We start from the raw sequence: 20,405 nt of genomic DNA, 5'->3' as shown, positions 1-20,405 counted from the left end.
ACCGCTCGCTGCCCGTCCAGCATCGCTGCCGAACGTTGGGGTGTAATATTCGCAGGCCTCGGGTGAGGTCAAGCGGTGTTTTGGCTTTTTGCCCGCTTTCAACCAAAAAATTTACCCCGCACCGATAAGGCATTGAAACCACGAAAGAACGTAGAACGATGCCGGGCAATGACGCGACCACGCCCGGCATTGTCTGTTCATAGATTGCGCCCCTCAACAGCCGGTTCAGCCAAGCACCCCTTCGAAGGCGTCAAGATGGGCATAGGATCCCTGGAGCAGGATTTCATAGATATCCGCCAAAGATGTCCCCCCTACAGCTTCGGCCGCTGCAGCAATATCAACGATATCCCTTTCCTCAATGGCCACTCCAACTTCCAAGGCACCCGTCAGCGAGTCCAGCCCCTGCGCCAGAAGCGTATCATACATCTCCTGCAATTCCGGATTTGAGAATTCCCCCGGCGTCTCAAAGACAAAGGCATCAACATCCACACCGATCTTTTCAGCATAGTCTGAAACCGCGTCGAAATGCCGATCCTCGGACCGACCGATATTGTCGAAGATCTTCAATCCGTAGGCCTCATAAAAGGCTTGATAGAGATCGCCGGCCAGTTTCTCTTCTTCGATCATGAACTTCAGCTCTTCGATCGCTGCATCGCTCAGTGTGACGCTATCGGTCTGCGCCTTTGCCGAACCTGCTTCCTTGTCGGGACCGCCGTGACTGGCGCCCTTTCCTTCAAAGCGATGCACGTCATGATCGTGACCTTTTGCGCCCGCAAACGCCTCCTTCTGTCCACCCCAGCCATGCTGACCAAAGCCCTTGCCATGACCCGCTGGCGAAAATCCGTTTCTTCCCATTTCTTATTCCTTTGCCTGTAGCAATTTGTGAAATGATGGCACCGGTAGCACCACCCACACATTCAATTTTTTCTATGCGTATGAATTGTTCGTTAACAGAAAAGGGGGGTGTCTTCCGAATGAGCGTTTACTTGCCAGCGCAACAGCAAGATTTCGCCGCCCAGCGCCATTCCACAGGCCGGAGCGCCATCACATTGCCAATCGCATCAGCCTCTAGGCTGGCCAGGAACACACAGAGCCACAAAACCTGCTTCGGCTCAAAGGGGACATGACCAGTTCAGAACACCTCTTTTTCCGCCCATGCTTCATCCACAAATGAAGAAACGCGCCGCAATGCGGCGCGCTCATCTGCAGGCGTCTGCTTGTTCGTCAGAGGCCGAAAGCGGGTCAGCCCTTGGCGTAGCCAATGCTTTGAAGGGCTTCCTTGATTTCATCCAAAATGGCCGGATCGTCGATGGTGGCTGGCATCTTGAAGGGGGTTCCATCTGCAATATTGACCATGGTGCCCCGCAGAATCTTGCCTGAACGGGTCTTGGGCAGACGGTCCACCACCACGGCCAGTTTAAAGGCCGCGACGGGTCCGATCTTGTCGCGCACCAGCTTCACCACTTCCGAAACGATCTCTTCGCCCGGACGGTTGGTGCCCGCGTTGAGGCAGAGGAACCCTACCGGCAATTGCCCTTTCAGCTGGTCGCTGACGCCGATCACCGCACATTCGGCCACATCTGGATGAGAGGCAAGAACCTCCTCCATGCCGCCGGTGGACAGGCGGTGCCCGGCCACGTTGATGACGTCATCGGTACGCGCCATGATATAGAGGTAGCCGTCCTCATCCTTCATCCCGGCATCCCCTGTTTCGTAGTACCCAGGGAAGGTGGTCAGGTAGCTTTTCTTGAAGCGTTCTTCGGCATTCCAGAGGTTCGGCAGAGTGCCCGGCGGCAGGGGAAGCCTGACCGCAATGGCGCCCAGCTCACAGGCTGGCATCGGGTTGCCGCCTTCATCGAGGATATCGACCTCATACCCCGGCATCGGCACAGCAGGAGAGCCGAGCTTCGTCGGAAGCTCCTCGATCCCCAGCGGGTTGGCCGCGATCGACCAGCCGGTTTCGGTCTGCCACCAGTGATCCACAACCGGAACCTTCAACTGATCCTGCGCCCAGATGATGGTATCTGGATCGGCGCGCTCCCCCGCCAGGTAGACTTGGTTCAGGCAGGACAGGTCGTACTTGCCGACAAATTCGCCCTTGGGGTCTTCGCGCTTCACGGCACGGAAGGCGGTCGGCGCGGTGAAAAAGCTTTTGACCTTGTGCTCCGAAATGACCCGCCAGAAGGTGCCCGCATCAGGCGTTCCAACGGGCTTGCCTTCGAACACTATGGTCGTGTTGCCATGGATCAGGGGACCATAGCAGATATAGCTGTGTCCCACGACCCAGCCCACATCCGAGGCAGCCCAGAACACATCGCCCGGATCGACATTGTAGATGTTCTTCATCGACCAGTTCAGCGCCACCAGCTGACCGGCGGTATGACGGATCACGCCCTTGGGCTGCCCCGTCGTGCCAGAGGTATAAAGGACATAGGCCGGATGGTTGCCCTCAACTGGCACACATTCGGCAGGCTCCACCCCGTACTGGAACCCGTGCCAGTTGACGTCGCGCCCTTCGACCAGATCGGCAACCTCTTGTTCGCGCTGGAAGATCACGCAGAAGTCGGGCTTATGCTCAGCCAAATCGATGGCCCCGTCCAGAAGCGGCTTGTAGTGAACCACACGCCCCGGCTCCAGCCCGCAGGAGGCCGCGATGATCGCCTTCGGTTTGGCATCGTCAATGCGCACGGCCAGCTCGTTCGCGGCAAACCCGCCAAAGACGACGGAATGCACGGCCCCGAGGCGCGCGCAGGCCAGCATCGCCTCAAGCGCTTCGGGGATCATCGGCATGTAGATGATGACCCGGTCGCCCTTTTCGATCCCCTTGGCGCGCAGGGCGCCCGCAAGGGTCGCCACGCGGTTACGCAGCTCGACATAGGAAATCTCGCGCTTCGTGTGGGTGATCGGGCTGTCATAGATGATGGCGGTCTGCTCTCCGCGGCCGTTTTCCACGTGGCGGTCCACCGCATTGTAGCAAGTGTTGACCTTTGCATCGGCAAACCATTCGTACAGCCTATCGCCCAGATCGCTGAGCGCGCGCGTCGGGGCCTTGTCCCAACTGATCGCCTTGGCGGCCTCCATCCAGAACCCCTCCGGGTCCGATTTCCAGCTGGCATATACGTCCTGATATGACATGGCGTCCTCCTCACTCCTTGCTTGCAAAAGAGTTACGCCCAAGCCGTGCGCCCCGGCAAGCCATCAAAGGAACGCAGCGTCACCCAGGGGCAAGAATTTGCAAAAATCCCCCTGCCCGGACTGCAAAGATATGCAAATACCCCGAAACCAATCGGAAAACCGCAACTTTCTGCATCAGTTGCAAAACTGCAAAGCCAGGATAGCGAAAGAGTTGGCCTGAACGCCGAATCAATGCCCTCTGCAAACCCGGTCGGGATACGCCAGCGACCAACCTTTTGCCGTCAAACACAGCGCATTCACTGCGTCTCAAGCTGAAATGTGCGCATCGCGCGCTCACCGCGAAACGCCCCCCCCTGCCCTACGCCCGCCCACGCAGCAAATCCACATATCCGCACAGGAATTCGTCCGCCCGCTCTTGCAACCGGACAGGCGGCCTCTAACCTGCGCCCAGGAGAATTGCATATGACCAAGACAGATATATGGCGCCTTAGCGCCACCGAATTGACCGCTCAGACCAGGACCGGCGACATGTCAGCAGAAGCCGCGGTCCAGAGTTCCATCGACCGGATGAATGCGGTGAACCCGGCTCTGAATGCCGTGGTCGAAGACCTGAGCACCGAGGCGCTGGAACGGGCGCAGGCGCTTGACAAGGCCCGCGCTGCCGGCGCTGCCCCCGGGCCGCTGCACGGCGTACCCGTGACCATCAAGATCAACGTGGATCAGGCAGGCCATGCCACGTCGAACGGTGTAACGGCACTGAAAGACCTGATTGCCCCGGCTGATGCCCCGGTGGTGGAGAACCTGCACAAGGCGGGCGCCGTGGTCATAGGGCGCACCAATACGCCAGAATTTTCCTTTCGCGCCGACACCGACAATCCGCTGCACGGACGTACACACAATCCCTGGGGCGCGCATATTTCGCCCGGCGGATCCTCGGGTGGCGCCGGCGCTGCGGTGATGGCCGGGATCGGCGCCCTGGGGCATGGCAATGATATCGGCGGCTCTCTGCGCTTTCCGGCCGCGGCCAATGGCGCGGTGACCGTGAAACCGGGCCTTGGCCGGGTGCCTGCCTGGAACCCCAGCCAGAAGTCGGAGCGCGGCATGCTGGCACAATCCATGTCGGTGCAGGGGCTGATCACCCGCACCGCTGCCGACCTGCACCTGTCGATGCCGTCAATGATTGCCCCGGATCCGCGCGATCCCTTCCATGTGCCCCTGCCCTGGCGCGGCGAGGATCTGGAGGGGCCCATCAAGGTCGCCTTTACCCGCAACACCCATGGCTATGATCTGCACCCGGATGTGGAGGCCGCCCTTCTGACTGCACGCGACGCTTTGAGCGACGCCGGATATGTCGTCGAAGAGGTCGAGCCCCCCAATGTGTTCGAGGCCGGACGTAACGGATACCGCGCCCTGATGGGCGAGGTCTATGCGATGATGAAACAGGATGTGGACGCCGCAGGCTCGCAAACGGTGCGGGATATCTTCGAGGTCTATTTCCAGGAGTTCCCCCCGTTCGCGGGCACCGAGCTTTTGCAGATGATGGCCAAGCGCAGCCATTACGCGCGGGAATGGTCGCTGTTCATGGAAGACTACCCGCTGGTGCTGACCCCCTTCCTGCCGCAGCCGTTCTTCAAGCCTGATCGCGACACCGAAGGCGCAGAGGGCGTGCACGAGGTTCTGGGCTGCGCGGTCTATTCCTACGCGATGAACTTCATGGGGCTGCCCGCGGCCTGCGTTCCCGCGCGTCTTGCCCAGCTGGAGAAGGGGCCGCAGCCCATCAACGTGCAGATCGTGTCGCGCCGCTGGCGCGAGGATCTGGCCGTGGACGCCTGCGCCGCCATCGAGGCGCGTGTCGGCCCCATGCACAAGGCGCTGTGGGAATTGATGGAGGCGCGGGGCTAAACCCGGCATCGAGCAAGGGGGGCAGCCCTGCCCCCTTCATGTTCAGGTGAACTGCTCCGAGATCAGACGTTCTTCCAGCCCATGACCGGGATCGAACAGGATCTTGTGGCGGATGCTGGCCTCGGTCTGGATTTCCACCCAGTCGATATCCTGGAAGGACACGGAATCAGCCTCGGCCATGACCGGGCGTTTGTCCGCCTCAAGAACGTCGAACCGCACCTTGGCATTGCTGGGCAGCAAGGCCCCGCGCCAGCGCCGCGGGCGAAAGGCCGCCACGGCCGTCAACGCCAGAACATCCGACCCGATGGGCAGGATCGGCCCGTGGGCAGAATAGTTGTAGGCAGTTGAACCTGCAGGGGTAGACACCAGCGCCCCGTCGCAGACCAGTTCAGCCAGCCGCTGACGCCCATCGACGGAAATCTTCAGCCGCGCCGCCTGCGGCCCCGCACGCAGCAATGAGACCTCGTTGATGGCCAGGGCCCGGTGCATCTTACCACTGCGGTCCATGGCGGTCATCGACAGGGGGTTGATGATTTCCTGTTCCGCCTCTTCCAGCCGCGCGATCAGCCCGTCTTCGTGGTATTCGTTCATCAAAAAGCCGACGGTGCCGCGGTTCATTCCGTAAACAGGCGCGCTCAGATCGATGGTGTCGTGCAGGGTGTGCAGCATGAAACCGTCTCCACCAAGGGCAACGATCACCTCCGCCTTTTCAGGCGCACAGTTTCCATAGCGCTCTGTCAGGGCCGTCAAAGCGCGCTGCGCAACTTCTGCCGTGCTGGCCAGAAAGGCGATTCTCATGACGCTGCTCTCACTCCGCTCTCTTCGCGCTTTGGTCTCATTCTGCGCCGAGGCGGATGTTTCCGGTCCTGCGCATTCGGTTCCGAAACAAGCACAGCTTTCCCACAAAGGCCAGAGTGGCCGTTCTGCCGCAGCTATTCGTCGCTTTACGGGCTTTCAGATCGGCTGGGTTTCCTATAGGAAATCGCGCAATCCAACCTCCAACCCAACGGAGCCAGCATGACCGAGACCACCCGTGACCCCGGTTTTTTCACCCAGTCCCTTGCCGAGCGCGACCCCGAGCTGTTCGCCTCGATCACCGATGAGCTGGGTCGCCAGCGCGATGAGATCGAGCTGATCGCATCGGAGAACATCGTTTCCGCCGCCGTGATGGAAGCGCAAGGGTCCGTGCTGACCAACAAATACGCCGAAGGCTATCCCGGTCGCCGCTACTATGGCGGCTGCCAGTATGTGGACGTCGCCGAGAACCTGGCGATCGAGCGCGCCAAGGAGCTGTTTGGCTGCGGTTTTGCAAACGTGCAGCCGAATTCGGGCAGCCAGGCCAACCAGGGCGTCTTTACCGCGCTGATCAAGCCAGGCGACACCATTCTAGGCATGGATCTGGCCTCGGGCGGTCACCTGACCCACGGCGCCGCACCCAACCAGTCGGGCAAGTGGTTCAACGCGGTTCACTATGGCGTGCGCCGCGATGACAACCTGATCGATTATGATCAGGTCGAGGCCCTGGCGCTGGAACACCAGCCCAAGCTGATCATCGCCGGTGGCTCCGCCATCCCGCGCGTCATCGATTTCGCCCGCTTCCGCGAGATCGCCGACAAGGTTGGCGCCTACCTGCATGTGGACATGGCGCATTTCGCGGGCCTCGTTGCGGCGGGTGAGCACCCCTCGCCCTTCCCACACGCCCATGTGGTCACCACCACCACCCACAAAACCCTGCGCGGCCCGCGCGGCGGCATGATCCTGACCAATGACGAGACGATTGCCAAGAAGGTCAACTCGGCCATCTTCCCCGGCATCCAGGGCGGCCCGCTGATGCATGTGATCGCCGCAAAGGCCGTGGCCTTCGGTGAGGCACTGCGCCCCGAGTTCAAGACCTACCAGAAGCAGGTCCGCGCCAATGCGGTGGCGCTTGCGGATCAGCTGATCAAGGGCGGCCTCGATATCGTGACCGGCGGCACCGACACCCATGTGATGCTGGTGGACCTGCGCCCCAAGGGCGTGACCGGCAATATCGTGGACAAGGCGCTGGGACGCGCCCATATCACCACCAACAAGAACGGCATCCCGTTCGACCCGGAAAAGCCGATGGTGACCTCGGGCATTCGCCTCGGCACTCCGGCGGGCACCACCCGCGGTTTCGGCGAGGAAGAGTTCCGCCACATCGCCGACCTGATCGTCGAAGTTGTCGACGGCCTGGCCGCCAATGGTGAAGACGGCAACGAGGCTGTCGAAGAAGCCGTGCGCGGCAAGGTCGCGGCGCTCTGCGCCCGCTTCCCGCTTTATCCCAACCTCTGATCAGGCAGGGATCTGATGCTTTTCAAGGCCTGGCGGTACAGCAACCGCCGGGCCTTTTCCGTTTTGGGATGCCCTCCCGTGCCCTGACACCGCATCCAAGATTCAGCGACACAGGCCTTGGGCCTGGCAGCCCAGGCAAACCCCGGGCTGCGGCGCCGCTTGCGGCGCCAGGCCCAACTGGGCCAGATCATTCTGTGATGATCGCAGGACAGGCGGGAGGATTTGCGGTTCGGCCTAGACGAATCCGCGCCATCTCAGCACGACGATCAACAGCGTCCCCACGGCCAGGAGCGAAAACGCCATGCTCCCCAGCAGTCCAAGCCATCGGTCCTTGCGCCGCTCTGCCACATCAACAGAGCGCAGGTGGCTCAGAACGTCCTTCGCAGCGCGGTGGAGTTTGTTGCCGTCCACTGTCAAAGCCAGTTTCGGGTGATCCAGAAGAGGCCTTGCCCTGGCCAACAACATCCCCTGCCGAAACACGTGACGGGGCAGACGCCTACGTGCCTTGGTCAAGGCGCTCGACAGGTCTCCGGACGCCTGCTCCTTCTCACTGAGCAGCCCCCGGATTTCGTCGATTTCCGCGATCAAAGGATGAGTCACTTTGGAGATCCCCCGCAAACCTCATGCGGCACGCTTTTATCGCGATGCCCCTTCCGGCTCAATGGGGCTGGCGAAACGCCACGGGCCTGTTTATCACCTAGCCTCATGTTGAACACGATCCTGCACGGCGCCCCGACAGACAAACCGCCTCTCCTGATTGCTCACGGGCTTTATGGCTCTGCGCGCAATTGGGGCGTGATTGCCAAACGCCTGTCCGACGAACGCCTGGTTGTGGCCGTTGACATGCGCAATCACGGTGCCAGCCCCTTCTATGACAGCCACAGCTATCCGGAGATGGCCGATGACCTGGCCGAAGTCATTGCGGCCCACGGGGGCCAGATGGACGTCATCGGGCACTCCATGGGGGGCAAGGCTGCCATGATGCTGGCCTTGAGACATCCTGACGCCGTGCGGCGCCTCTTGGTGGCCGATATCGCTCCGGTCTGCTATGGGCACAGCCAGATTCAGTTCATCGAAGCCATGCGGGCGGTCAATCTCGATGACGTCAGCCGCAGATCGGACGCCCACGCGCAGTTGGCTGACCTCGGAGTGGAGCCGACCCTAAAGAGCTTTTTCACCCAGTCGCTCGACATCCAGGGCAAGCGGTGGACCCTGAACCTGGACGTCCTCGCAGAAGCCATGCCCGACATCCTGTCTTTTCCCCAGACCGACGCCCATTGGGATGGACCTGCACTGTTCCTGTCGGGCGCGACCTCGGACTACGTGCGCCCGGAACACCGTCCCGAGATTCTCGCGCGTTTTCCGGGCGCCCGCTTTGCCAGGATTCCAAAAGCCGGGCATTGGCTGCACGCGGAAAACCCGCGTGCCTTTGAAGAAACGGCACGCGCCTTTTTCAACGCCTGAATCCGCGGCGGCCAACAGACTGAGACCGATGCACGGTCTGGCTCGGCCGCTTTCTTTGGCGGGTTACATGCCCGGATCGACAGGCTCTTCGATCGCAGCGCCAGCGCTTGCCCAGTCGGACAGGCCCCCGGTGTTGTAGACAGAGGCATAGCCCATATCCTTCAACAGCTTGCCGGCCAGTGCAGCGCGACCACCGCTGGCGCAATGCAGCAGGATGATCCGGTCCTTCTTGAGCGTCTCATCGTGAAACGGGCTGGCCGGGTCGGCGCGAAATTCGAGCATACCGCGCGAAATGTGATGGGAGCCGACGACGCGGCCTGATCCCGACAGTTCGGGGGCGTCTCGTATGTCCAGAAGCAAAGCCCCGTCGGCCAGCAATTTCTGCGCCTCCGCTACGGAGATACGATCCACGGCGGCATTCGCCGCTTCCATCATCTGTTGCAGGGTCACAGGCATCAGTGCTTCCTTTCTCATGATCACAGTCCCTTACCGCCAACCAGCTCTGGCAGCACACCTGCCACCTAAGCGCCCCGCGCCCGCAACGGCAAGCGTGAAACGAGACCGCTCAAGCGACCGTGAGATGTAACCAAGGGCCTGATCGAAGGGGCGCATCAGAAAACCTCTGCCGCATTAACGCTATTGTCACCAGTTTTAGGAAAATTGATCGTCAACTCGTTACGCATACTACAGACCAACAGGGCATCCCATGAACGACTGGACCGCCGGCTATGTTGCCGAACTTGACTATACCCACGATTTCTTCAGCGAGCTTGCACCGTCGCATCTGGCGTTCTGCGCAACTCTCAAAGGGCAAAAGCACGGTCTTTTTGGCGAGGATCTGACCTATTGCGAATTGGGCTGTGGTCAGGGGTTCTCGGCCAACCTCCTGGCCGCCGCCAATCCGCACATCGAGTTCCACGCGATGGATTTCAATCCATCCCATATCAATGGCGCGCGGGAGCTTGCCGCCGAGGCCAACCTGAACAACATGCACTTTCATGAGCGTTCATTCGAGGATTTCCAATCGGAACCCACCCTGCCGGCAGCCTTTGACGTCATCGCGCTGCACGGCGTCTACAGTTGGGTTTCCAAGGAAAATCAGGCGTACATTCTTGAATTCCTGTCCAAGCGGCTGAAACCGGGTGGCCTGGTCTACATCAGCTACAACGCTCAGCCCGGCTGGGCCGCCGCCATGCCGCTGCGCCGAATTCTGACGGACCGCGCCGCACAAAGCAGCGGCCCCCTGCATCAGCGCATCAGCGAGGCCATTGCCTGGGCGCAAGAGCTGAACTTGGCCGGCGCCGAGTATTTCGCCGCAAACCCCGCCCTTTCAAAACGGCTGGGCAAGATGAACGGCATGTCGCAGAACTATTTGGCGCATGAGTTTTTCAACAAGGACTGGACGCCCTTCCACTTTGCAGACATCGCCGAGGATCTGTCGCAGGCAAAACTGTCGTTCCTGGCCTCGGCCGACCCGGTTGACCATGTTGATGAGGTCAGCCTGCCGCCAAACCAGCTGGAGATGCTGGAGAGTGAAACCGACCCTGTACGCCGCCAGAGCCTGCGTGACATTCTCCTGAACGCACAATTCCGCACGGATATTTTCATCAAGGGGCAAGTGCGCCACACCGAACGCGGCGCGATCGGGGCATGGTTCGGGGTTCCCCTCGCTCTGGGACGCCGGTACCACGGTGGCCCCTTGAAGCTGGCCACCCGCAGTGGAGAGCCCGCGTTGCGCCAGGACCAGTATGAACCGCTGCTGACTGCCCTCAAAGAGGGTCCGAAGACCGTGCGCCAGCTTCTGGATCTCGGTGTGTTTGGCACCTCCACATGGGCCGAGATCACTCGTGCGCTGACCCTCTTGATCGGGACAAACCATGTGCTGCCCTGCCTGCCAGCCGAAGGGCTGTCCGAACGCGCAGAACAGTGCCGTCAGTTCAACATGGCCGTCTGCAAGCGCGCCGAAGACAGCGAGACCCTGCGCTTTCTCGCATCCCCCGTCACCGGAAACGGTATCGCCTTTGACAGATTTGAACAGTTGTTCCTTCTGGCACGCAGCGAGGGCCTTTCGACCCCAAAGGAATGGGCCGATCTCGCCTGGCAGATCCTTGCCCCGCAGGGGCAGCGCCTGCATGTGGATGGCCGTATTCTGGAGACCGCAGAAGAGAACCTGGCCGTGCTGCGCGTGCGCGCCAATGCCTTTGCCGCGCATCGCCTCCCCCTGTGCGAAAGTCTCGGGATCACGCTTGAGCCGCCAAGCCCGGAGCCTGATGCACAGTCCAAAGCGCAATCACAGGCAGTCGCATAGGGGCTTGCGGCTGCGCCGCGCCGGCACCATCACGACCTCCGATACGCCCCGGGGGTCGCGCCGGTCCAGCGTTTGAACGCGCGGTGGAAATTCGCAGAGGTCGCAAAACCCACATCCTGGGAAATGGCCTCGATGCTTTTGCTGCCGCCTGACAGATCCCTTATTGCAATGTCCCGCCGCAATCCGTCCTTGATTTCCTGAAAGGCGGTGCCTTCCGCATCAAGGCGCCGGATCAAGGTACGCGGGGTCAGGTTCAGGGCGCGCGCCGCGTCTTCCAGATTGCAGGTGAGGCGCTGTGAGCGCAACACCAGCTCACGCACCCGCAGCATCACCGTGTGCTCCCGCGAACTGGTAAAGATCCAATCCCGCGGCGCTCGCATCAGGAACTCCTGCATTTCAACCTCGCTGCGGGGCACCGGCACCCCCTCCAGACTGTCAGCAAAGGTCACCGAAGAGTGCCCCTGACCAAAGCGCACCGGAGCCGGAAACAGGATCGGATAGTCCTCTGCGAACTCTGGCCGTTCGAAGGCGAACGAGACCTCGGTCAGCGGCAGCTCCCGCCCGGCCAACCACGAGGTGATGCCATGCGCCAGCTTCAGCAGCAGCATATGCCCGAACCGCGGCTGTCGCCCCCTCGGCCGAGGCTCAAGGGCGATCCGGGCGCGATCCGGCAAAGTCTCAAGCCGCAACTGGCAATCGTCCAGCACGATGTTCCAGAAGGACGTGAACCGGAACAAGGCCCCCGACAGCGACGACGCTCCGCGCACCGAAACACAGAGTACCTTGAGCGCCCCGGACCGCACGGGTCGGCTCCACAGGCCCATCATCTCGTCACCGGTTTCATTGGCAACCAGTTGATATAGCCGCACGATCTGATCGTGTGTCACACGGCTATTGGCCTGCACGCCGTCATCCAGTCCGATCTGATGCATGAACCCCGCCAGCTGCTCTGCCGGGCAATGCAGGCGCAACGCACCAAGCCAATCCTCCAGAAAGGCACGCGATACAGTGGGCAGGATCGGTGCCGTCAATTCGGGGTCCAGCAAGCGCTCCGCCATCTGATTTGTCACTTTATGCGAATTTTGCGTCGGCAGGAGATATAGACGGCGCACAAACTATTGTCTATCTGGCCATAAAAGAAAGCGGAAAGGAAGGCCAAGTCATGACATTCGATGCCCCCGTAAAGGACATGATTTTCAACATCGCCCATTTGGCCGGTTGGTCCGACGTCACCGCACTGCCGGGCTATGAGGCAGTCGAACTGGATGACGCAGAGGCGGCTTTGACCGAATTTGCCCGTTTTGTCGCCGAAGAAATCGCCCCCCTCAATGCCCCCGGCGATCAGGTTGGCTCGCGCTATGAAAACGGACGCGTGATCCTGCCGGAGGGTTTCTCCGAGGCCTACGCAAAGTTCGTGGACATGGGCTGGCAGAGCCTGCCCCACCCCGAAGAGTTCGGCGGTCAGGGCCTGCCGCGCTCGGTCGGTGCAGCCGCCACCGAGATGCTGAATGCCGCCAACATGAGCTTTGCGCTGTGCCCGCTTCTGACCGAAGGCGCCATCGAGGCGCTCCTGACCGCCGCCTCGGACGCGCAAAAGGCCACCTACCTGGAAAACCTCGTGTCCGGCAAATGGACCGGCACCATGAACCTGACCGAACCGCAGGCGGGCAGCGATCTGGCCTTGCTCCGCAGCAAGGCAGAACGGCGTGAAGATGGCACTTATGCCATCAGCGGCACCAAGATCTACATCACCTACGGTGAGCACGACATGTCCGAGAACACCGTGCATCTGGTGCTGGCCCGCACGCCCGACGCGCCCGCCGGGGTCAAGGGGATCAGCCTGTTTCTGGTGCCCAAGTACATGGTGAACAGCGATGGATCCCTGGGCGAACGCAACGCAGTGCGCTGCGTCAGTATCGAGCACAAGCTGGGCATCAAGGCCAGCCCCACGGCTGTTCTCAGCTTTGAAGAGGCAACGGGCTTTTTGATCGGTGAAGAGAACGCAGGGCTGCGCTACATGTTCGAGATGATGAACTCCGCCCGCTATGCGGTTGGCCTACAAGGGATTGCCATATCAGAGCGGGCCTACCAGCAGGCCCTGTCCTATGCCCGCGAGCGTGTTCAAAGCGCACCTGTAGATGGGTCCTCGCGCGAGGCGGTTGCAATCGTGAACCACCCCGATGTGCGCCGGATGCTGATGCGGATGCGGTCCATCACCGAAGGCGGACGCGCCATGGCGGCCTTTGCCGCGGGCTGGCAGGATCTGGCCAAGCACGCAGCAACGGCGGAAGAGCGCGCCAGCGCGGCCGCAATTTCCGAGTTCCTGACCCCTCTCGTCAAAGGCTATTGCACCGAGATGAGCGTCGATGTCACCTCGCTGGGCGTGCAGGTCCACGGCGGCATGGGCTTTATCGAGGAAACCGGCGCCGCGCAGCATTACCGCGATGCCCGCATCCTTCCGATCTATGAGGGCACCACGGCCATTCAGGCCAATGATCTGGTAGGCCGCAAGACCCTGCGCGATGGCGGAGAGGCAGCCCTGCGCCTGGTCGACATGATCGCGCAAACCGAGGCAGACCTGGCCGGGGGCTCGACCGCAGCGCAAACCGTCGGCGCCCGCCTCAAACGCGCGCGGGAAGCCTTTACCTCCGTCGTGCAGCACCTTGTTGCGACAGGCAAGGACGATCCCCAGGCGGCCTTTGGCGCGGGGGTTCCCTACCTGATGCTGGCGGGAAATCTCATGGCCGGCTGGCAGTTGGCGCGTGCTCTTCTGGTTGCCGAGACCGCCCTGACCAATGGAGAAGATCCCGAGTTCATGGCGGCCAAGATCTCGACCGCTCGGTTCTACGCGGACCATGTCCTGACCGAGACAAGTGTGCAGCGCGACCGCATTCTGGATGGCGGCGACAGCCTGCGCAGCGCCGTTCTCTGACCGAACTGACATGGGGCGCTACCCGCCCTGCCCACTTTTCCCTTCGAAAGGACGCCCACAATGCGTGTTGAAATAGATATCTCCCGCTACACGAACCTTGCCATTGACGCCCAGGAGGACGGCGTCTGGGTCGTGACCCTGAACCGCCCGGCCAAGCGCAATGCTCTTGACATCGACACCATCGAGGAACTGGTGGAGTTCTTTTCGCTGGCGCCGCGCGCCGGGGTCAAGGCGGTGGTGCTGGCCGGATCGGGCGATCACTTCTGCGCGGGCCTCGACCTGATCGAGCACCACGACGAAGACCGAAGCCCCGCCGATTTCATGCATGTCTGCCTGCGCTGGCACGAGGCCTTCAACAAGATGGAATATGGCGGTGTGCCGGTGATCGCCGCGCTTCAGGGCGCGGTCGTGGGAGGCGGGCTGGAGCTGGCCAGCTCGGCTCATATCCGGGTGATGGACCAGACCACCTATTTCGCGCTGCCCGAAGGCCAGCGCGGTCTGTTCACCGGGGGCGGCGCCACCATCCGCGTCAGCGATCTGATCGGCAAATCCCGCATGATCGACATGATGCTGACGGGGCGCGTGTATCAGGGTCAGGAAGCCTGCGACCTGGGCCTTGCGCAGTATTTCGTCGAAGGCTCCAGCTTTGACAAGGCGATGGAACTGGCGCGCCGCGCCGCCGAGAACCTGCCGTTGTCGAACTTTGCCATCTGCTCGGCCGTCAGCCACATGCAGAACATGTCAGCGCTCGATGCCGCCTATGCAGAATCCGTGGTGGCCGGTGTCGTCAACACCCAGCCTGCGGCCCGCGCCCGCCTTGCGGCCTTTGCCGACAAAAGCGCCGCCCGCGTGCGCCCCAACGACTGATGCCAAACGCAGGGGCAGAGACCTGCGCGCTCTGCCCTTCGCCTTTCACGCTCACCGCAAGAACACCAAACACCCGTCGGCAGCACGTCCCCCGAAGCCGTTCAGCGGAAACCCCCTTTACGAATGATCCCGTGTCGCCCTACAACTTATTGGCATACATCCGTCCATGCGGGTGATCTGCCATCAAGGCCGGGGAGAAAGACATGACACATCTGCAGACGCTGACACGGAACGACTTTGAGCCACACCTGAACAAGGTTTTCGAGGTCCGCTCTGTCACGCCAGACCTGCAGCTGTCCTTGGTCGAAGTGAAGGTGCTTGGACAAGGCGCCCGAGAAGGCGGCGCGTTTTCAACGCTTTGGCAAGGCCCGAAAGAGCCCGTCCTGGCGCAGTGTATACACAAGCTCTATCAGGCAGACTTTGGCGAACAGGACGTGTTTCTTGTCCCCGTCGCAGACAAGGACGCCGGAGTTCAATACGAAGCCGTGTTTACGTGATCGCGCCCGGTTTGGGTGCACTCAGGACTTTGCGGACCAGCTCAGCAGGTCGTAGACTCCCTTGTCTTCTGTCTTGGTGAACCCAAGCCGCCGGTACAGCCTCATGGCCGGGTTTTCTTTCTCCACATGGATGCTGACCGCTTTGTCTGCAGCAGCCGCCTCCTCCATCAGATCTGTCAGAACCGCCCCCCCGATCCCCGATCCGCGCTGTTGCGGGAGCAAGGCAATATCGATGATCCGGTGTTCTTTCGGCCAGCGCTCCAGATACAAGCGACCCACTGGAACGCCGAGGTGCTGCAGAACGAGCCATAGCGCCTCAGGGTAATGATCGTGATAATGGCGGTGCTGTGCCGCGAACTGCATCGCAATAAACGCCTGTTTCTGGGCGTCATTCCACGGTGTGCGATCCAGCTCGGCCTCGCGCGTTGAGCGATACAGCGCTTCCAGAAAAGGCCGGTCTTCTTTCCGCTCGCTTCGAAAAGACACGCCAAGCCTGGCCGCATGTTGCAGCTGCGGCCAGTGCGCAGCCTCTTCCTGTGCCTTGGCAGGATACAGTGTCGACTGCTCGCTCATGCCGGATTGACGGTGATGTCCTGCGTGACGGTGATCGCGCTGATGTCGGTCCCCAAGGGCACCCAACTGGCGGACCAATGCGCAAGGGATTGCTGCGTCAGATAGGAGGCATCGCCCGTGGCCCTGTTCAGCGCAAAGAGGCTCAGGTTCGTGTCCGCGTTGGGCTGCAGCATCAGCACGCTATCCCCCGCAACATGAGCGATGATCTGCAGGGCCGACCATTGATCGGTCATGCCTTGCATCTGATACCTGGAATAGACCGGGCTGCCCGCACCAGAGCCGACCTGGGCCACCAGATACAAACCGTCATTTGCCCCGACAGACAGGGCCATCGTCTGCACTGGCTCGGTGAATGACGCAAACAGGGCCCAGTCGGAAAAAGTTTCCGCACTGACCTGCTGCTGCACCCTCATGTAGATTCGGCTGCCGATACGGGCGAATATATGGACCAGCCCATTCAAGCCGATGCCGCAGGCAAGCTGCTCAAAGCCGGTAAGAGTGCCTGAGATATCCTCCCACCCTTGCCAGTGTTCCGGCAAGAGCGGCCGGTCGCTGGTCTGAACATTCATATAGGGAACACCATCCGCATTAACGCCAAGCAGAATGATGCGCCCGTCTGCGTTCTGCGTTCCCGTCAGGGAGCACAGGGATCCTGGCAGCTGCTGCCAGTCAGACCACGGCTGGCTCGGCGGCACTTCCACCGGCGCCGTGACCTCAATCGGCGTATTTGTGCCGGGCGGGACCACGGTGACGGTCTCTTCGGTGATGGTGTTGGGATTCTGATACTTCCACCAGACGGAATTGTCAGGACCGGAGCTGGTCAGGAACACGTTGTGCAGATTGCTGAGACCGTGGACAAGCAGCGTATCCAGGTAGCCCTGAATGCCGTCCGGTTTGCCAAGGTCCACCGGCTCGTCAAACCGCTCTGTCGCCGTCTCGCTGCTGTCCTCCTGGATATAGACGAGGTTCCCATCATCGTTGCTGGCCGCAGCAAGAAGTGACACATAGCCGCCTTGCGTCACCGAAGCGTCGAGCAGACCTTTTTGGTACTTCAGCCAAGGATACACTGTGAAATCGGGTGCAAATGGACCATTTTCATCCGTCTGATCCTTATAGAACAGCTCGCCTTCCTGCGTGATCACACCGAAAAAGATCCGGAAATAGCTCGGCTCTGGCTGTTCGAGGCCTGCAAAGTCTTCTGGAGTGGCGTCTTCAACTGACATGTCAAAATGTCCTTCCAATAGGCGTGTCTGACCCGGGTCTTTCTGGCTTCCCCAGCCAAGCCCGCAACTTGCACCGGGAACAACGCGTTTAGCTGCGCGACGGATACAGTCCGACAAGCGCGATTATGAAACTCAGCGCCAGAAAGGGCTGCATGTTCAAATGCGGCTGGCCGCCACCGGTTGTGTTGAGCGTCTCGGCGGCTAGGTCCACGAGATTCGACGGGGGTGTGGAATCGTACAAACTGTCCCGACCGGCCCCGGCAAGCGAAGCTGCGGTCAAGGGAACATTCGTGGTCCCATTGCTCATGTTGGCGCGGACAGTATGGTTGTGCGACGGTATTTGGGCCTCGGACAATACAACCTGTTCGACGCCGCCTTTTTGACCAAGACGCCGCGACGTCAAACCCGGACCACGGCCGGGGTGCATTGGCGCACGCCCCTGAAGATTGGGTAAGGCCGTTGTCGTGCGCCCATCCCCGCCATAGGTGGTGCCAATAAGAGAGAAAAGGGCCGTATTCTGAGAGACAGGCAACAGCTGCCCATCGCAGAAAGCCCAGCCGCGCGGGGCGAAGTTCCCGGCAAAGATCCGGATCTCTGCGACAAAAGGTTCTGACATATCCGCCTCCTAGGACCGGCTCGGGTAGATGCCGAAAAGTGCTACGATGAAATTCACACAGAGAAATGGCATCACGTTCGTGTGAGAACGGGATCCACCGGTGTTGGTGACCATGTTCGACGCCATGTCCGTGTCCTGATCGTCGTCGCGGTAAAAATTCACCCCAAGCCCCTCGGCGACCATATTGCCCTGTGGCACCACTTCATCTGCCGACATAGCCAGAGCGTTGAACCCATGCGAATGGCTAGCCAGTTGATTGCGGGTAAGCGTTTCATTCTCTGAGCCTCCCTTGGCACCCAGCCGACGGGGACTAAGCCCCGGTCCGGTACCAGCATGCAATGGAACACGCCCGCGCATGTCCGGCAGCCCAAAGGTGGTCCGCCCATCTCCACCGTAGATCGTGCCAAACAGCGAAAAGAGCGCGTCGTTTTGAGACACAGCCAATAGCTGACCATCGCATAAGGCCCAGCCGCGCGGCGCAAAATTCCCCGCAAACATACGAATTTCGCCAACAAAGGGTTCCGACATCCAGTTTCCTTTCGACGTCTAGTTTCGCGAGGGGAAAAGCCCCTGAAGGGCAATGCAGAAGTGGACGGCAATAAAGGGCTGCATATTGTTATGCGCCTGACCGCCTCCGGCATTCGTGACCGTCCCTGACCGCAAGACTGTGCGTGATCCGCTGCCCGGCTCGGCATATGCGGCATCAGGAGGCACTTCAGCTGCAAGCAGCGCATGCATGGGCGATCTGGTATTGCCAACCTGCGAGGACGCTTGAACCAGATGTCGGTGGTCGGGGATTTGCGCCGCCGTCAGTGACACCGTCTCGGTGCCACTTTTTTGCCCGAGGGTGTAAACGTCCCCATCAATGTGAAGTGGCGTGCGGCTGCGAAGATCCGGCAGAGCAAAAGAGACCATCCCATCACCCCCGTAGGTGGTGCCCAGCAGCGAATAAAGCGATTGGTTCTGGTTGATCGGTAGAATCTGACCGTCGCAAAAGGCCCATCCTCTTGGAGCGAAATTAAAACCCACCATCCGGATTTCTGCAAGAAATGGCTCTGACATTACGTCCCCCGGCACCTTGAAATGCTCAAACTGCTTTGATCGGCGCAATCAGCTTGCATGCCAAGCCCCAACACTACGCCGCACGACTGAAATTCACCTTTAGATTGATCATCACATCTTCACGAAACAGAAATCAATGAAAACTTTTCCCGCCCGCTATATTTGAAAAGACGGATTCAGCACAAACAAGGAACACCCATCCCGACTTCTGGCCCTTAATGAACGCTTTGGATCATTTCACATCATCGAATCCTTATGCAACCTGACCATGCATCTTTCGGACATCACAGTGGCTTCTTGCCCCCAGCACCCGCACCCTATTCGGGATGGCATTGATGCACAGGCCACCGCCGTGTCTTACCGCCGTGTCTTGAGGGCTGGGACAAAAAATCCCCTCAAAAAAAACGGATCAAGATAGGGCGAGACAGCAGTTTCACAGCCCCCTGCCGCCCTGCCCAGGCCGCGAATCGCGGCCGTGACCATGCGATCAGCGCCATGCAAACACACGCAAAACGTTTATCCCCCTCAACATCGCAGGAAATCGGAACGCACCCGGCCTCGACAACAGCCAACCATTTGAAACGCCGAACCAGGCTTTTGTTCCGAGGCGATGAATTATTGGCTTCACCAAGGGGATGACAAAGCCATAACACCTTTCCCCATCATCAGAGTCGATAACTTGCACCGCAGCAGCGACTGGCGAGAGACATATCTCTTCAATCCATATGGCTTATGAAAAGTATTTCCTTGTCTTCACTCGATGCTAACCCTTTAATCGGGAGCGCAGATTCTTTCGACCACCCAGGGCTGAATTTGATAACGAATCCCCGGAAGTAATCCCTAGAGTTAGACGTGGCTTGGAACATCATTATGATTGATAAGTACCTGAGATTGCATAACCCGGGCAACGGCAAGTCATGGCTGCACGTATTTGGTCGCTCGCTTCATGCACTTGCGCTTGCCTGCCTCCTCACAGCAGTGCTGTTTCCGGCACAAGCACGAGCGGACTTCACTTCCTGCCCAGTCAACAACGTTCCAACGGATCCAATCAACCTGAACCTCACGGATGACGTCTGCACCCGGGAAAGTTCAGCCGCCGACATAAGTACGGCTGACTTTATTGCGATCCGAGCGTTTCCGGATCCCTTGACCGAATTTGAAATATTTGATGAGACCGGGGACGCAAGAGACCTGATTTTCAATGTAAACAACGGAACAGACCAAGGCACCATCACCAACAGCTTTCAAACATTGAACAACATTGATTGTTCATCGGGCTGCGTGATTTCAGGCACCCACGGGGGGGTGGCCTTTGCGTCATTCACTTACACACAGTCTGGCAGCTCCGGCTCGGTTACCCCTCCCGCGTCTGACGCCGAGATCGACGATCTGACCTCGTCTACAGGCAACACCGTCGCCGATGGCGGCACCGATACCATTGCCGCCGCCATCACCAGCGGCACCGCCACCACCGTGACCTATACCGTCGCCAACAGCGGATCGGGGCCGCTCC

Annotated in this window: 19 protein-coding genes; 8 read left to right on the top strand and 11 right to left on the bottom strand. The window is 60.3% G+C overall.

The window, feature by feature from the left end; translation table 11 throughout:
- Positions 1-225: 225 nt before the first annotated feature.
- Entirely contained in the window at positions 226-855 is a 630-nt protein-coding gene (locus AADA15_RS04995; RefSeq protein ID WP_341640442.1) for a DUF2202 domain-containing protein, read from the bottom strand.
- Positions 856-1,242: 387 nt separating this feature from the next.
- Positions 1,243-3,135 carry a propionate-CoA ligase PrpE gene (gene prpE / locus AADA15_RS04990; protein WP_341640441.1) on the bottom strand — a complete coding sequence of 631 codons (1,893 nt, stop codon included), beginning with the start codon at positions 3,133-3,135 and terminating at the stop codon, positions 1,243-1,245.
- Between the two features lie 462 nt (positions 3,136-3,597).
- Here prpE and AADA15_RS04985 point away from each other — a divergent pair, with 462 nt between their 5' ends.
- Positions 3,598-5,037 (top strand): amidase family protein, encoded by a 1,440-nt coding sequence (locus AADA15_RS04985; RefSeq protein WP_341640440.1) that lies wholly within the window; start codon positions 3,598-3,600, stop codon positions 5,035-5,037.
- A 42-nt stretch (positions 5,038-5,079) separates the two neighbouring features.
- Here AADA15_RS04985 and AADA15_RS04980 read toward each other — a convergent pair whose 3' ends face one another.
- On the bottom strand, positions 5,080-5,835 hold the full coding sequence (locus tag AADA15_RS04980; protein WP_341640439.1) for an NAD kinase: 756 nt from the start codon (positions 5,833-5,835) through the stop codon (positions 5,080-5,082).
- A 219-nt stretch (positions 5,836-6,054) separates the two neighbouring features.
- Between AADA15_RS04980 and glyA the strand changes: the two genes are divergently transcribed.
- Positions 6,055-7,350, top strand: a complete 1,296-nt coding sequence (glyA, locus tag AADA15_RS04975) for a serine hydroxymethyltransferase (protein WP_341640438.1) — start codon at positions 6,055-6,057, stop codon at positions 7,348-7,350.
- A 234-nt stretch (positions 7,351-7,584) separates the two neighbouring features.
- Here glyA and AADA15_RS04970 read toward each other — a convergent pair whose 3' ends face one another.
- Positions 7,585-7,950, bottom strand: a complete 366-nt coding sequence (locus AADA15_RS04970) for a hypothetical protein (protein WP_341640437.1) — start codon at positions 7,948-7,950, stop codon at positions 7,585-7,587.
- 105 nt (positions 7,951-8,055) lie between these two features.
- Here AADA15_RS04970 and AADA15_RS04965 point away from each other — a divergent pair, with 105 nt between their 5' ends.
- A complete protein-coding gene (locus AADA15_RS04965; protein ID WP_341640436.1) occupies positions 8,056-8,814 on the top strand; it encodes an alpha/beta fold hydrolase in 759 nt (252 codons plus the stop codon).
- Positions 8,815-8,877: 63 nt separating this feature from the next.
- Here AADA15_RS04965 and AADA15_RS04960 read toward each other — a convergent pair whose 3' ends face one another.
- Positions 8,878-9,270, bottom strand: a complete 393-nt coding sequence (locus tag AADA15_RS04960; protein WP_341640579.1) for a rhodanese-like domain-containing protein — start codon at positions 9,268-9,270, stop codon at positions 8,878-8,880.
- A 250-nt stretch (positions 9,271-9,520) separates the two neighbouring features.
- On the opposite strand from AADA15_RS04960, the gene AADA15_RS04955 reads away from it, so the two are divergent.
- Positions 9,521-11,122 (top strand): methyltransferase regulatory domain-containing protein, encoded by a 1,602-nt coding sequence (locus tag AADA15_RS04955; protein WP_341640435.1) that lies wholly within the window; start codon positions 9,521-9,523, stop codon positions 11,120-11,122.
- Positions 11,123-11,151: 29 nt separating this feature from the next.
- Here AADA15_RS04955 and AADA15_RS04950 read toward each other — a convergent pair whose 3' ends face one another.
- The gene (locus tag AADA15_RS04950; protein WP_341640434.1) at positions 11,152-12,180 is read right to left on the bottom strand and encodes an AraC family transcriptional regulator; all 1,029 of its coding nucleotides are present in this window, start codon (positions 12,178-12,180) and stop codon (positions 11,152-11,154) included.
- A gap of 104 nt (positions 12,181-12,284) precedes the next feature.
- Here AADA15_RS04950 and AADA15_RS04945 point away from each other — a divergent pair, with 104 nt between their 5' ends.
- The 3 genes from AADA15_RS04945 (at position 12,285) to AADA15_RS04935 (ending at position 15,418) form a co-directional block, all read left to right on the top strand.
- On the top strand, positions 12,285-14,054 hold the full coding sequence (locus AADA15_RS04945; protein ID WP_341640433.1) for an acyl-CoA dehydrogenase family protein: 1,770 nt from the start codon (positions 12,285-12,287) through the stop codon (positions 14,052-14,054).
- 60 nt (positions 14,055-14,114) lie between these two features.
- On the top strand, positions 14,115-14,921 hold the full coding sequence (dmdD, locus tag AADA15_RS04940; RefSeq protein WP_341640432.1) for a methylthioacryloyl-CoA hydratase: 807 nt from the start codon (positions 14,115-14,117) through the stop codon (positions 14,919-14,921).
- A 203-nt stretch (positions 14,922-15,124) separates the two neighbouring features.
- The gene (locus AADA15_RS04935) at positions 15,125-15,418 is read left to right on the top strand and encodes a DUF6916 family protein (RefSeq protein ID WP_341640431.1); all 294 of its coding nucleotides are present in this window, start codon (positions 15,125-15,127) and stop codon (positions 15,416-15,418) included.
- A gap of 21 nt (positions 15,419-15,439) precedes the next feature.
- Here the strand turns inward: AADA15_RS04935 and AADA15_RS04930 are convergent, their stop codons facing one another.
- The 5 genes from AADA15_RS04930 to AADA15_RS04910 form a co-directional block, all read right to left on the bottom strand.
- Complete coding sequence (locus AADA15_RS04930) at positions 15,440-15,991, bottom strand: GNAT family N-acetyltransferase (protein ID WP_341640430.1); 552 nt, start codon at positions 15,989-15,991, stop codon at positions 15,440-15,442.
- Positions 15,988-17,214 carry a DUF8189 domain-containing protein gene (locus AADA15_RS04925; RefSeq protein WP_341640429.1) on the bottom strand — a complete coding sequence of 409 codons (1,227 nt, stop codon included), beginning with the start codon at positions 17,212-17,214 and terminating at the stop codon, positions 15,988-15,990. Before AADA15_RS04925 ends, AADA15_RS04930 begins: the two co-directional genes overlap by 4 nt.
- 88 nt (positions 17,215-17,302) lie before the next feature.
- A complete protein-coding gene (locus tag AADA15_RS04920; protein ID WP_341640428.1) occupies positions 17,303-17,830 on the bottom strand; it encodes a phage tail protein in 528 nt (175 codons plus the stop codon).
- A gap of 9 nt (positions 17,831-17,839) precedes the next feature.
- The gene (locus AADA15_RS04915; protein ID WP_341640427.1) at positions 17,840-18,358 is read right to left on the bottom strand and encodes a phage tail protein; all 519 of its coding nucleotides are present in this window, start codon (positions 18,356-18,358) and stop codon (positions 17,840-17,842) included.
- Between the two features lie 18 nt (positions 18,359-18,376).
- Positions 18,377-18,892, bottom strand: coding sequence for a phage tail protein (locus AADA15_RS04910; protein ID WP_341640426.1), 516 nt, complete (start codon positions 18,890-18,892; stop codon positions 18,377-18,379).
- An 870-nt stretch (positions 18,893-19,762) separates the two neighbouring features.
- On the opposite strand from AADA15_RS04910, the gene AADA15_RS04905 reads away from it, so the two are divergent.
- Positions 19,763-20,405 (top strand): hypothetical protein (locus tag AADA15_RS04905; RefSeq protein ID WP_341640425.1); only part of this gene is annotated, 643 nt, incomplete at its 3' end.

It is taken from the genome of Phycobacter sedimenti, from assembly GCF_038148855.1.
In the GTDB taxonomy this organism is placed as follows: domain Bacteria; phylum Pseudomonadota; class Alphaproteobacteria; order Rhodobacterales; family Rhodobacteraceae; genus Phycobacter; species Phycobacter sedimenti.
The sequence above is the reverse complement of the archived record's forward strand: the minus strand, read 5'-3'. Positions and strand labels throughout refer to the sequence as shown.

Coding starts and splice junctions, on each gene's coding strand:
- AADA15_RS04980 (WP_341640439.1), bottom strand. CDS start 5,835: ATGAGAATCGCCTTTCTGGCCAGCACGGCAGAAGTTGCGCAGCGCGCT.
- AADA15_RS04920 (WP_341640428.1), bottom strand. CDS start 17,830: ATGTCAGAACCTTTTGTCGCAGAGATCCGGATCTTTGCCGGGAACTTC.
- AADA15_RS04985 (WP_341640440.1), top strand. CDS start 3,598: ATGACCAAGACAGATATATGGCGCCTTAGCGCCACCGAATTGACCGCT.
- AADA15_RS04930 (WP_341640430.1), bottom strand. CDS start 15,991: ATGAGCGAGCAGTCGACACTGTATCCTGCCAAGGCACAGGAAGAGGCT.
- AADA15_RS04910 (WP_341640426.1), bottom strand. CDS start 18,892: ATGTCAGAGCCATTTCTTGCAGAAATCCGGATGGTGGGTTTTAATTTC.
- AADA15_RS04960 (WP_341640579.1), bottom strand. CDS start 9,270: ATGCCTGTGACCCTGCAACAGATGATGGAAGCGGCGAATGCCGCCGTG.
- AADA15_RS04925 (WP_341640429.1), bottom strand. CDS start 17,214: ATGTCAGTTGAAGACGCCACTCCAGAAGACTTTGCAGGCCTCGAACAG.
- prpE (WP_341640441.1), bottom strand. CDS start 3,135: ATGTCATATCAGGACGTATATGCCAGCTGGAAATCGGACCCGGAGGGG.
- AADA15_RS04995 (WP_341640442.1), bottom strand. CDS start 855: ATGGGAAGAAACGGATTTTCGCCAGCGGGTCATGGCAAGGGCTTTGGT.
- AADA15_RS04915 (WP_341640427.1), bottom strand. CDS start 18,358: ATGTCGGAACCCTTTGTTGGCGAAATTCGTATGTTTGCGGGGAATTTT.
- glyA (WP_341640438.1), top strand. CDS start 6,055: ATGACCGAGACCACCCGTGACCCCGGTTTTTTCACCCAGTCCCTTGCC.
- AADA15_RS04935 (WP_341640431.1), top strand. CDS start 15,125: ATGACACATCTGCAGACGCTGACACGGAACGACTTTGAGCCACACCTG.
- dmdD (WP_341640432.1), top strand. CDS start 14,115: ATGCGTGTTGAAATAGATATCTCCCGCTACACGAACCTTGCCATTGAC.
- AADA15_RS04965 (WP_341640436.1), top strand. CDS start 8,056: ATGTTGAACACGATCCTGCACGGCGCCCCGACAGACAAACCGCCTCTC.
- AADA15_RS04955 (WP_341640435.1), top strand. CDS start 9,521: ATGAACGACTGGACCGCCGGCTATGTTGCCGAACTTGACTATACCCAC.
- AADA15_RS04945 (WP_341640433.1), top strand. CDS start 12,285: ATGACATTCGATGCCCCCGTAAAGGACATGATTTTCAACATCGCCCAT.
- AADA15_RS04950 (WP_341640434.1), bottom strand. CDS start 12,180: ATGGCGGAGCGCTTGCTGGACCCCGAATTGACGGCACCGATCCTGCCC.